The 10,063-nt window shown below is 70.5% G+C and carries 10 protein-coding genes; 3 read left to right on the top strand and 7 right to left on the bottom strand.

From position 1 onward, the window contains the following. From LQV45_RS11430 to LQV45_RS11420, 3 genes are all read left to right on the top strand, one after another. The coding region (locus LQV45_RS11430; RefSeq protein ID WP_374208189.1) for a glycosylhydrolase-like jelly roll fold domain-containing protein at nucleotides 1-757 on the top strand (757 nt) is incomplete at its 5' end. A gap of 143 nt (nucleotides 758-900) precedes the next feature. Further along, nucleotides 901-2,184, top strand: a complete 1,284-nt coding sequence (locus tag LQV45_RS11425; protein ID WP_230007131.1) for an ABC transporter substrate-binding protein — start codon at nucleotides 901-903, stop codon at nucleotides 2,182-2,184. Between the two features lie 256 nt (nucleotides 2,185-2,440). Then, on the top strand, nucleotides 2,441-3,379 hold the full coding sequence (locus LQV45_RS11420) for a LysR family transcriptional regulator (protein WP_230007130.1): 939 nt from the start codon (nucleotides 2,441-2,443) through the stop codon (nucleotides 3,377-3,379). Nucleotides 3,380-3,383: 4 nt separating this feature from the next. Here LQV45_RS11420 and LQV45_RS11415 read toward each other — a convergent pair whose 3' ends face one another. The 7 genes from LQV45_RS11415 to pcaH form a co-directional block, all read right to left on the bottom strand. Continuing rightward, entirely contained in the window at nucleotides 3,384-4,856 is a 1,473-nt protein-coding gene (locus LQV45_RS11415; RefSeq protein ID WP_230007129.1) for a DUF6379 domain-containing protein, read from the bottom strand. Nucleotides 4,857-4,867: 11 nt separating this feature from the next. After that, on the bottom strand, nucleotides 4,868-6,169 hold the full coding sequence (locus tag LQV45_RS11410) for a DUF6379 domain-containing protein (RefSeq protein ID WP_230007128.1): 1,302 nt from the start codon (nucleotides 6,167-6,169) through the stop codon (nucleotides 4,868-4,870). Nucleotides 6,170-6,313: 144 nt separating this feature from the next. Beyond that, nucleotides 6,314-6,694, bottom strand: coding sequence for a 4-carboxymuconolactone decarboxylase (pcaC, locus tag LQV45_RS11405; protein ID WP_230007127.1), 381 nt, complete (start codon nucleotides 6,692-6,694; stop codon nucleotides 6,314-6,316). Continuing rightward, the gene (locus tag LQV45_RS11400; protein ID WP_230007126.1) at nucleotides 6,691-7,461 is read right to left on the bottom strand and encodes an alpha/beta fold hydrolase; all 771 of its coding nucleotides are present in this window, start codon (nucleotides 7,459-7,461) and stop codon (nucleotides 6,691-6,693) included. Before LQV45_RS11400 ends, pcaC begins: the two co-directional genes overlap by 4 nt. Further along, on the bottom strand, nucleotides 7,458-8,783 hold the full coding sequence (locus tag LQV45_RS11395) for a lyase family protein (RefSeq protein ID WP_230007125.1): 1,326 nt from the start codon (nucleotides 8,781-8,783) through the stop codon (nucleotides 7,458-7,460). The genes LQV45_RS11400 and LQV45_RS11395 overlap by 4 nt, the downstream gene beginning before the upstream one ends. Then, nucleotides 8,773-9,336 (bottom strand): protocatechuate 3,4-dioxygenase subunit alpha, encoded by a 564-nt coding sequence (gene pcaG / locus LQV45_RS11390; protein ID WP_230007124.1) that lies wholly within the window; start codon nucleotides 9,334-9,336, stop codon nucleotides 8,773-8,775. The genes LQV45_RS11395 and pcaG overlap by 11 nt, the downstream gene beginning before the upstream one ends. Continuing rightward, nucleotides 9,336-10,063, bottom strand: a 728-nt coding sequence (gene pcaH, locus LQV45_RS11385; protein ID WP_230007123.1) for a protocatechuate 3,4-dioxygenase subunit beta, incomplete at its 5' end; no start/stop codon positions are given. The genes pcaH and pcaG, both read right to left, overlap by 1 nt.

Genomic DNA, 10,063 nt, shown 5'->3' with positions numbered 1-10,063 from the left:
GGCCGACCTCGGGCTCGCGCCCGCCCGCCCGGTCCACGGCCCACCCGTGCGCCGCATCGCACGCGTCGTCGGGCACCGGCGCGTGGAGTTCTTCGCCAACCCTTCTCCCGAACCGATCACGGTCACCGTGGGCGGGCTCCCCGCGCATGCGGAGACATGGGACCCGGTGCGTCTCCAGCGACACGCGCTCGATGTCCGCGACGGCCAGGCCGAGATGACACTGCCCGCATTCGGTTCGACGTTCGTGGTCGATCAGCCCGACAAGCGCGCCCTCGCCCCCTCTCCGAAGATGAGCACCCCACTGAGGGGCGATTGGCGCGTGGAGCTTCCGGGGCTTCCCAGGGAGGAGCAGGGCGACCTCCCTCGGCTCTGGACCGACGGGCACGAGAGAGCGCGCGCTTTCTCCGGCACCGGCGTCTACCGGGCACGGCTCACCTCGACCGGACCCGCCATTCCCGGAGCGGAGCTCGATCTGGGGGACGTCCAGGGTGTCGCTCGCGTGCGGGTGAACGGGCGACCGTGCGGGGTTGCGTGGACCAGCCCGTACCGCGTGCCGGTGTACGACGCCTGGACCGACGGACCCAACGAGGTGGAGGTCGAGGTCGCGGTGCCGTGGCGCAACCGTCTCATCTCCGAAGCGCGGAATCCTTCCGGCGAGATCTTCACCCCGATGACGGAGGTCTTCTCTTCGGACGCCGTCCCGCGTCCTGCCGGTCTCGCCGGACCGGTGACCCTCGTCGCTCCGCCCGCGCTCTGACGCGGATCGCTCGCACTATTGCACGGCATCAACAAGGCTAATGTCGGATTCCGACGAATGTGTGCCACGCTGAAGCTGCGGTCACCCGGCCGAGCCAGCGACCACCCGGGCTGGCGACAAAGAAGTCACGAAAGGGTACGTCCATGCCACAGCACACTCTCCTGCGGCCCCTGCGCCTTCCGCTGCTCGCAGCTCCCCTCGCCGGCGCCCTCCTCCTCGCCGGATGCTCGGGCGGCACCGACGCTGGCGGCGGCGACTCGGCAAACGGCTTCACCGTGATGGTGGCGCAGGCCAACGACGACGACCAGGCCTACGCCAAGACGCTCGAGGCGTACGGGAAGGAGAAGGGCGTCGACATCGAGGTCATCCCCTACCCCTCCGACGCATACAACACTCAGGTCACGACGCAGCTTCAGGCCGGCAACGCCGCGGACGTCATGATCCTCGCGCCCGGCACCGGTCAGCCGATCTCGATCATCTCCCTCGCCGAAGCGGGCCTGCTGGCCCCTCTCGCGGAGTCGTCGGCCAGCGTCATCCCGAAGAACTCCGAGGGTCAGTACCAAGTCGACGGCAAGACCTACGGACAGCCGACGTCTCTCATCCCCGTCGGCCTCGTCTACAACAACGGCGCCGCCGCCGAGGCGGGCGTGTCGAAGTACCCCGACAGCTACAAGGCGCTGCTCGAGGACTGCAAGACGGCGCGCAATGCCGGCAAGACCTTCACGGTCCTCGCCGGCGCCATCCCCTTCAACACCGGCCTGATGGCGCAGCTCGTCTCCGCGACCCGCGTGTACGAGGCCCAGCCCGACTGGAACGCCCAGCGTGCGGCCGGCAAGGTGACCTTCGCCGGGACCGCCGGCTGGAAGGAGACGCTCCAGGACCTCGTCGACATGAACGCGGCCGGGTGTTTCCAGGACGGCGCCGCGGGTGGCACGTTCGACAACATCACGGCCGGCCTCGGCGGCGGTACGGCGCTCTCGGCTGCTGTTCCCGGCAGCGCGGCGAGCTCGATCAGCGCGGCCAGCGGTGCCGACTTGACCGTTCAGAGCTTCCCGCCCTCTTCGGGACAGAAGCCGTTCCTCCTCGCCTCGGCGAACTATGCCTGGTCGATCAACGCGAAGGTCGACGACTCCAAGAAGAAGCTCATCCAGGAGTTCCTCGACTGGGTCGCCACTCCCGAGCAGGCGGCGGCTTTCGCCGACGCGTTCGGCGGCGTGCCGATCGTGGGCGCCTCTGAGGGAAGCCTGCTCCCGCAGTACAAGAACATCGGCTCCCTGCTGGAATCGAACTCCTACACGGGTCTGCCGAACGCCGCTTGGCCGAACCCGGCCATCTACGACGCACTGGGAGCGGGCGTCCAGGGCCTGCTGACGGGCCAGAAGACGGTCGACCAGGTGCTCGCCGATATGGACAACGCCTGGGGCTGAGCCCCGTCCACGACGATCGGCTGTCGCCTTCGGGTGGCAGCCGATCGTCGTCGTTGCGCCGAGCGACGCAGAGCTGGCGAGTCGACTCCCCCGATGTCGTTCCTCCACGGACGCTGGCGAGACCGCGACTCCGTAGACCCCGCCGAGCAGGTCGGCCGAATCACGAAGTGATATATGTTCAGCCATTCCATCAATGCGGTTGATACGCTCCTCGTGCCCCATTCGTTCCGCCTCGGCACGAGGAGAACACGACGACGTGTCCGACAACTCCGCGCTATCCCGCCTCGATCTGAACCTCCTGGTTTCCCTCGACGCCCTGCTCACCGAGCGCAGCGTGACGCGCGCGGCAGAGAGCCTGCACCTCAGCCAGCCCGCGCTCAGCGCCTCGCTCGCGCGTCTGCGGACCCACTTCAACGATCAGATCCTCGCCCGACGCGGAAACACGTACGAGCTCACCCCGTTCGCCGTGCGGCTGACCGACCACACCACGACCGCGCTCGAGGCCGCGCGACGGGTGTTCGAGAGCCAGGCCTCGTGGTCGCCCGCGGAATCCACCCGGGAGTTCTCGATCTACGGCTCCGACTACGGCTTCGTCACCGTCGGCACCCTCGTGTCGCGCCTCGCCGCCGAACGCGCGCCCGGCGTGCGCTTCCGGTACATGCTGCACAACCCCGGCATCGTCGAGGACGCCGCGACGCGACTGCGCTCGGCGGATGCCATGGTGATCCCGCACGGGCCCGTGTCCGAGCTCCCCTACCTCGACCTCTGGCAGGACGACTGGCTCGCGGTGGTCTCGGCCGACAACGACGCGGTGGGCGAGGCCCTCACGATGGAGAACCTGTCGGAGCTGCCCTGGGTCCTGACCTTCCAGTCCCGATCGGCCTTCACCTCCGCGGCCCGGCAGGTGCAGCAGCTGGGCGTCGAGCCCAAGATCGAGGTCGTCCTGGAGAGCTTCCTCTCGGTCGGGCACTTCATCAGCGGCACCCGACGCGTCGGGCTCGTGCAGTCCGCGCTCGCCCCGCACATCCTCCGCATCGGCGGCATCCGGGTGGTTCCGCTGCCCTTCGCGGCGACGCCGCTGGTGAGCGCCCTGTGGTGGCACCCCTCGCACACGCGGGACCCCGAGCATGAGTGGATGCGCGGGCTGTTCGCCGAGGCGGGCCGGATGATCGCCGCCGGCCACGCCCCGGTCTGACGATCTACGCCGTCACGGCCCGCATCGCCGACCGGATGAGGTCGTGCTGACGCCGGACGAGCAGCAGCGGGTCGACCTCGCCGAGCTCGGCGAAGGCGTGCCCCTCCCACTCGCTCGACCAGAAGCCGCGGTACCCGCCCTCGACGAAGACGCGGACGAGTTCGGGGTAGTCGATCGCGGGCTCCTGGCCGGCGTCGTCGATGTCGTAGAACTTCGCGTGCACGTGCAGGATCTGCGGCATGATGTCGGCCCACTCCCGCGGGTCGACGTGACCGTGCATGTTGAACGCGAGGTGCGCGAACGAGCCCAGACGCCCCGGGTCGAAGTCCCGCCCGCGGAGGTAGCCGAGGAACTCCTGCTGACGCGCCGGCATCGTGGCATCCGTCGCCCAGATCTCCTGCAGCTTCGCGACCGCGTCGTCGTCGAGCCCGGCCCGACGCACGGCGCGCAGCAGGGTCGGCGACATCGCGTGCATCGTCGACGAGAAATCGGCGACGAAGCCCAGCAGGGGCGAATCGAGGTCGGCGTACGTCTCGCGTACGCGCAGGATCGCCTCGGCGTTCGGCCCCATCGGGGCGTGGATCTCGTACGCGAGCTTCAGCTCGAGATCCTCGGCGATCGGCAGCAGCCGGCGCAGCAGCTCGGGCTTCGCCGATTGGATGCGCACGAGCGGGAACCCGAGCTTCTTCGCCCCCTCGAACATCAGCGTCGAGAAGGCGAACTCCTCGTCGGGCGTCATGTCGCGATCGCGTCTGCGACCCATGTCGAGGTTCGCTCCGAACGAGCTCTCGACGAACCCGTGCCGGTCGAACGCGTCCCGCCACGTGCGGACGAAGTCCTCCGAGACGACCGGGTAGGTCGGCACCATCTGGGATGCCACGATCTCGATGCCGGGGCCGATGCCCAGCTCCGCCACCCGGTCGAGGAGGCCGTCGAAGTCGTACCAGCCCGCGCGGAACTCGGCGCTGGCCGAGTAGAGGGTGAGACCGAGGCGGAACGGATCGTCGGCGGCGGCGACCGGCGGCGGGACGACCTCGTGCACGAGCGCCGGAGGTGCGGCATCCGCGTCGACGACCGTGAGGGACCTCACATCGTGGACGACGTTCGGCACGTACATCCCCGGCCCACCGTCCTGTCCCGGCGCGATCTGCATGTACGGCAGGCGCAGCTCGCCGTGCAGGACGACGTCGTGTGTCTCACCGAGGGCGACGGGCGTCGCACGGCGTGCGACGAGCAGCGGGTGCTCCTGCAGGAACCACAGGGTCTCACTCTCCGCGGGCAGCTCGTCGAGGCGGGAGGACCGGTCGCCGAGGTCGAACCGGAGGTCGTCGGCATCCACCCGTTCCCCGTCGACGGTGAGCTCGAGCGTGGTCACCGACGAGAGCCACAGGCTGCGATACCAGGGCAGGGTGAGCCTCAGCGCGAGCCCGTCGGGGTGCGCGCGCAGGCTGTCGTCGTGGATCAGTCCGTTGGGCATGGTCGTCTCTCTCAGATCCGGTCGGTGATCTGGCGCATCAGCGAGTGCTGACGGCGCACCTGCTCGATCGAGCGCCACGGTTCGCGCTCGCCCTCGTACTCGCTCGAGAGGTAGCCGGTGTACCCGGCGTCCTTCAGCGCTTTCAGCACGGGCTCCCATGGGATCTGCTGGTCCTCGAGGTCTTCGTCGATGTCGTGGAACTTCGCCTGGATGAACACGACGTGATCGATGATGTCGAACACGTCGGCGGGATCCACATGGATGCCGTCGAGGAACGCCGGACGCCGCCCCGGCAACTCGCCGGGGCGCAGCGGAATCGGGCGGTCCTGGAAGATCCCGGTGTCCAGGAGCAGACCGAAGTGCTTCGTGCCGGTGCGGCGGATGAAGGCGATGTAGTCGTCGACGACCTCGTGCGCGATGGGCGTCGGTGAGTGGATCTCGGGGCAGATGACGACGTCGAGCTCCTCGGCGAGGGGAAGAGAGGCCTCGACCACCTCGGTCCAGATGGGGTGAGGGATCAGGTCGCCGGACACGACGCCGATCTTGGGCCGCACGAACCGGAAGCCCAAGCGCTTCGCGAGGCGCAGGTCGCGCTGCAGGGCGGCAGCACCCTCCTCCACCGTCATGTCCCGGCCGTGCGGACCGCTCGAGTGCAGGCGCGTGTCGATCCACGAGCCGTAGTTCGTGGGTTCGAGGCCGTACTTCTCGAGCAGATGGAACCACTCGTCGACCCACTCCTGCGGGGGGTTCGGGTAGTTCGGCACATGCCCCTCGCCGAGGATCTCGACGCCCGTGGCCCCGAGGTCGGCGATCGAGGCGAGAGCGGTCTCGAGGTCCATGACCGTGCCGTAGTCGCCCATGTAGCTGTAGAGCGAGACGCCGTAGCGGAAGGGAGCACCGGATGCCTCGGGCGCGAGGGTCACGCTCTTGGCGACGCGATAGCGGCTCGGCTGGTGCTCCTCGGGGATGTACGACATCCGCAGACGCAGGTCGATCGCCAGCTCGTGCACACCGTCGGGGAGCCCGCCGGGCAGCGGCACCGTGATGATCGCGGCGTCCTCGAGCGGCCAGCGCACGCCGTCGCCGTCCCACAGCTCGGCGAGCGTGTACTGCCGGCCCTGGAGGGTCCACCGCGGCACGTCGGGTTCGACGTCGACGAGCCCGGGGATGCTCACCCCGATGCCGTCGATGAGCGAGGCCGCCATGCCGCGGTACGACGGCATCCGGACGCGGAACTGGAAGCCCGTGATCTCGCCGCCCTCCCGGACGTTGCGGAATCCGACGGACTGGATGAGGTCTCTCTCGAGAAGCATCGTCGCTCACTCTCTGTAGTGTCGCTTCGACGCTACCCGCTTATGCCAGTTTTCGACATAAGCGTTCCTGATCCCCCACATCCACGCGCGTGAGGGGTCAGTTTCTGTCGCTTCTGTGGGCCGGAAGCGACAGAAATTGACCCCTCACGCCTCCGAGCGGAACACCTCGGTCGCGATGCGGAAGGCCGTATTCGCCGCGGGCACGCCTGAATAGATCGCGGACTGCAGGATGACCTCGCGGACCTCGTCCACGGTCAGGCCGTTGCGCAGCGCCGCGCGCAGGTGCATCGCGAGCTCCTCGTGGTGCCCGTGGGCGATGAGCGAGGTCAGCACGGCGATCGAGCGCGAGCGCCGGTCCAGGCCCGGCCGCGACCAGATGTCGCCCCACGCCACGCGCGTGATGAAGTCCTGCCAGTCGGCGGTGAGCTCGGTCGCCGCCGCGGTGGCGCGGTCGACGTGGGCGTCCGAGAGCACCTCGCGCCGCACCGTCATGCCCCGGTCGTAGCGCTCCTGATCGGTGGTCATCGGGTGCCTCCCTCGGCGACGGATGCGAAGAACGTGCGCAGCAGCGCGGCCACGGCCTCGGGCTGCTCGGCGGGTGGCAGGTGCCCGGCATCGTCGATGCGGGCGACGCGGCCGTCGGCGACCCCCGCGGCGATCTCGACGGCTTTCACCTCGGGCGCGACGGCGTCGAACGCCCCCCACGCCGCAAGGACGGGCACCTCGATCCGCCCGAGGTCGCCGCGCACGTCGTACGCCGCGAGCGCCTCGCAGCAGCGGGCGTAGCTCTCGTCGTCGGCGTCCTGCAGGACGTGGAGGAGGCGCCCCGTCAGGACGGGTCGCCGCGCGATCGAGTCGGGGGCGAACCACCGCTGCGCGGAGCCGATGAGAAGGCTCGAGGTGCTTTGCGTCCGCGCCTGCGCGGCACGGTCGGCCCACGCCTCCGGGTCACCGAGCTTGGCCCCGGATGCCACGATCGCCGCCGCCCGCAGTCGCCCGCCGTGCCGGAGTGCGAGCTCAAGTCCGGTGGCGCCGCCGAGCGACACCCCGGCGTAGAAGAACGTCGCGTCGGGCACGGCCGCAGCGACGGCGTCGGCGAGGTCGGCGACGGTGAAGGGCGCGCGTGCGACCGGGGCCGCGCCGTGACCGGGGAGGTCCCACGCCGAGACGCGGTACTCGTCGGTGAGGAGCGGCACCACGTCGTCCCACAGGATCGTCGAGGTACCCAGCGACGGGCCGAGCACGATGAGCGGAGCCCCTTCGGGTCCGACGGGAGCGGTCAGGGCGATCATGCGCGCCCCTCCTCACGGGCCAGGCGCGGCGCGAGACCGAGGTACCCGGCCGGGTCGAGCAGCGCGTCGATGTCGAGGTCGCGAGCCTCGGGGAGGGTGCGCAGCGCGTCGCCCAGGTCGGCGTCGCCCGCGACGAGCGCGGTGAATCGCTCGGCGCCGATCAGGGGCACGAGGACGCCGCGCAACCGCTCACTGACGATGCGGCCGCCGGTGAGCGCAACGGTGAGGGCCGCGGCATCCGGATCCACCCGGAGGTGCGCGGCGAGCGAGGAGGCGTGCCACGACGCCCCGAGCGCGAGCCGCAGGAGTTCGCGCAGCGTCGGCCACTCGGCGTGCCACGCCCCGTCGGGCCGCTCGTCGACGGCGAGCGCGGCGGCCAGGTGCAGGGTTGCGCCCAGCTGCGGGGCGCGCAGAGCCGCTGAGCGCAGGAGCACGGCCTCGGCGGGGTTCTGCTTCTGCGGCATCGCGGAGGAGCCGCCCCCGGTCCCCTCGGCGACCTCGCCGATCTCGGTGCGGCTGAGCGTCGCGACGTCGGCGGCGAGCTTGCCGACCGCGTCGATCGCCTGCACGAGCGCGTCGCCGAGCTCGGTCACGGGCCAGCGCGTGACGTGCCACGGAGCGTCGGGCGCCTCGAGCCCCGCGGCCCGAGCGAAGGCCGCGGGCAGGGCGGCGGCGGCATCCTCGGATCCGGTGATCTCGACGAACGATGCGAGCGTTCCGCCCGCACCGCCGAGCTGAGCGGGGAACACGAGCCCGTCGAGCCGGTCGACGGCGCGACGGATGCCACGCTCCCACGTCGCCGCGCGGAGCCCCACGGTCGTCGGGACCGCGTGCTGCGTGAGGGTGCGGGCCGCGGCGACGGTGTCGGCGTGCGCCTCGGCTTGCGCGCGCAGCCACTGCGAGGTGTGAGTGAGCGAGGACCGCACCTGGGCGACGGCACGGCGCGCGACGATCATGGTCGCGGTGTCGAGGATGTCCTGGCTCGTGGCTCCGCGGTGGATCCACGGCGCGTACTCGGCCGGGACGCGGGCCTTCAGCTCGCCGACGAGCGGGATGACGGGGTTGCCGCCGGCGACCGCGGCGCCCGCGAGAGCCTCGACGTCGATCCCCTGCGACGGCCGCCCGTACTTCTCGTCGAGACCGAACGCGTGGTCGACGGCGACGGCCGCCTCCGACGGGGCGATCCCGAGCTCCGCGTAGGCGGTGACGAGGGCGCATTCGGCTCCCACCATCGCATCCAGGTAGACCCGATCGGCGACGAGATCGTCGTGACCGGCGGTGACGGGCGAGAGGAGCCCGGCGTCGAGGGGGTCAGAAGGCAAGGAAGACCGTCTCCTTCTCGCCCTGCAATCGGATGTCGTGCCGGAGGTGGCCGTCGGGCGTGCGCGTCGCCACGAGGCTAGCGCGCTCCGCCTCGTCCAGCGAGGACAGCAGCGGGTCGGCGGCGAGCGCCGCGGCGTCGCCGGGCACGTAGATGCGGGTGTGCAGTTTGTTCGGCAGCCCGCGGGCGAACACGATCGCGGCGAAGAATCCGGGGCGCCCCTGGATGCCACCGGGCTCGCGCGTCCAGAACTCGAAGTGCCCCTCGTCGTTCGTGAAGGCCCGTCCGAACCCGGTGAAGGTGTGGTCGTCGCGACGGAACGCGCCGCGGGCGCGGGGCACCGCGCCGTCGGCATCCGCTCCGAAGATCTCGACGAGGGCGTCGGGGATCGGGGACCCCGCACCGTCGAGGACCGTGCCCGAGAGCACGATCGCGCCGGGCGAATGCGGGAAGACGACCTGGTGCTGCTTCGGGAACTCCAGCCCGTAGGCGAAGAACGGACCGACCGTCTGCCCCGGGGTGGGCCGGTGGGTCTTTTCGGGGACCGCGCTCATCACTCGTCGCCTTCCTGCTCGAACCACGTCGCGTCGGCGCCGTCGACGACGATGTCGAAGCGGTAGCCGGTCGCCCACTCGGGCGAGGTGAGGTCGTGGTCGTAGACGCCGACGAGGGCGTCGCGATCCTTCTGTCGGGGGATGCTGTTGTAGATCGGGTCGAGCGCGAACAGCGGGTCGCCCGGGAAGTACATCTGGGTGATCAACCGCTGCGTGAACGACGAGCCGAACACCGAGAAGTGGATGTGCGCGGGGCGCCAGGCGTTCCGGTGGTTCTTCCACGGGTAGGGGCCGGGCTTGATCGTCGTGAAGGCGTACTCGCCGTTGTCGTCGGTGATCGCGCGCCCGGCACCGGTGAAGTTCGGGTCGAGCGGGGCCGGATGCTGGTCGCGCTGGTGGATGTAGCGTCCGGCGGAGTTGGCCTGCCAGATCTCGATGAGCTGGTTCGCCAACGGACGGCCCCACGAGTCGAGCAGGCGTCCACGCACGGTCAGGCGCTCGCCGAGCGGCTCCCCCGCGTGCTGCAGCGTCAGATCGGACTCGATCGCGGCGACGTCGCGCTGCCCGAACGCGGGCGAGAACAGCTCGATCGTCTCGGGGTCGACGAGCTTGGGGTTCTTCGTCGGGTGGCGCAGCACGCTCGAACGGTAGGCCGGGAAGTCGTACGCGGTCGCCGGCACCGCCTCGCCCGCGGCCTCGCGCGCGGCGAGCGCCGCGTGGGCTGCGC

It is taken from the genome of Microbacterium sp. Bi128, from assembly GCF_918698205.1.
Note: the sequence above shows the minus strand (reverse complement) of the source record. Positions and strands in the feature narration are given on the sequence as shown.

Bases quoted from the DNA above. Each gene is read 5' to 3' on its own strand.
- LQV45_RS11425 (WP_230007131.1), top strand. From the start codon at position 901: ATGCCACAGCACACTCTCCTGCGGCCCCTGCGCCTTCCGCTGCTCGCA.
- LQV45_RS11400 (WP_230007126.1), bottom strand. From the start codon at position 7,461: ATGATCGCCCTGACCGCTCCCGTCGGACCCGAAGGGGCTCCGCTCATC.
- LQV45_RS11410 (WP_230007128.1), bottom strand. From the start codon at position 6,169: ATGCTTCTCGAGAGAGACCTCATCCAGTCCGTCGGATTCCGCAACGTC.
- pcaG (WP_230007124.1), bottom strand. From the start codon at position 9,336: ATGAGCGCGGTCCCCGAAAAGACCCACCGGCCCACCCCGGGGCAGACG.
- pcaC (WP_230007127.1), bottom strand. From the start codon at position 6,694: ATGACCACCGATCAGGAGCGCTACGACCGGGGCATGACGGTGCGGCGC.
- LQV45_RS11415 (WP_230007129.1), bottom strand. From the start codon at position 4,856: ATGCCCAACGGACTGATCCACGACGACAGCCTGCGCGCGCACCCCGAC.